The sequence below is a fragment of the Aeromonas aquatilis genome (genome assembly GCF_054052405.1).
In genome coordinates this window covers 1-680 of record NZ_JBSTYP010000159.1, presented here as the reverse complement: position 1 = coordinate 680, position 680 = coordinate 1, and the positions used below count along the sequence as shown (strand labels likewise).

The following is a 680-nucleotide window of genomic DNA, read 5'->3' as shown; positions in this document are numbered from 1 at the left end:
GGCGCCGATCTGGAGCTGCCCGCAGCGGAGTTTTTTGCCGGTGCGCTGATCCGCATCAATACCGCCACCATCACTGAACCGTAACCGGGGGCTCGTCATGTCGGCAGAGCAGGCCAGAAAGGATGCGAGCTTAGAACTACGCAAGGCCAGGAACAGCACCGGCCAGCTGGAGCTGAATCAGTCTGAGGTGGTGCGGCTGGTCGGTATCCTTAACGGTACCACCATGCCGCCGCGCCTGAGCGCGTCACCAGGGTTGGTGCTGGCATCGGTATTGGATGGTGCCCCGCATCGATCCGGCGCTCTGCTGGGCGGCTCTGTGGTGCTTGATGCTGTGCTTGCCAGCCATACCCATAGCCATGGGGAGTTGGTCGGCGCGTTGGTTATTGAATGCACCATGGTCAGCTCATCCCGCGCCCCGCTGCCTGTGCTCGCCGGGCAGTATGACCAGAACGTATTCCGAGGCCCTGCCAGTGCAATGGGGGATGAGTGGGAGCGGGCAGATAGCCACTCCCAGGCCCTCAGTAGCGAATGGCAGAAGGCAGGCACCGAGCGGGCAACCAGCCGCTCCCTGTGGCAACAGGCGGCGGCTCATCAGCAGCAGGTGGCTGAGCTGGGCGAACAGATGCCCCAGACGTTCATGGCAAATCAACAACGCTTTGCCGAGGGGCTGCCGGTCAGCC

The 680-nt window shown here is 63.2% G+C and carries 1 pseudogene; it reads left to right on the top strand.

What is annotated here, in order from left to right:
* Positions 1–97: 97 nt before the first annotated feature.
* Positions 98–680 (top strand): annotated as a pseudogene (locus tag ACW5W8_RS23785) (hypothetical protein); the annotation flags it as partial.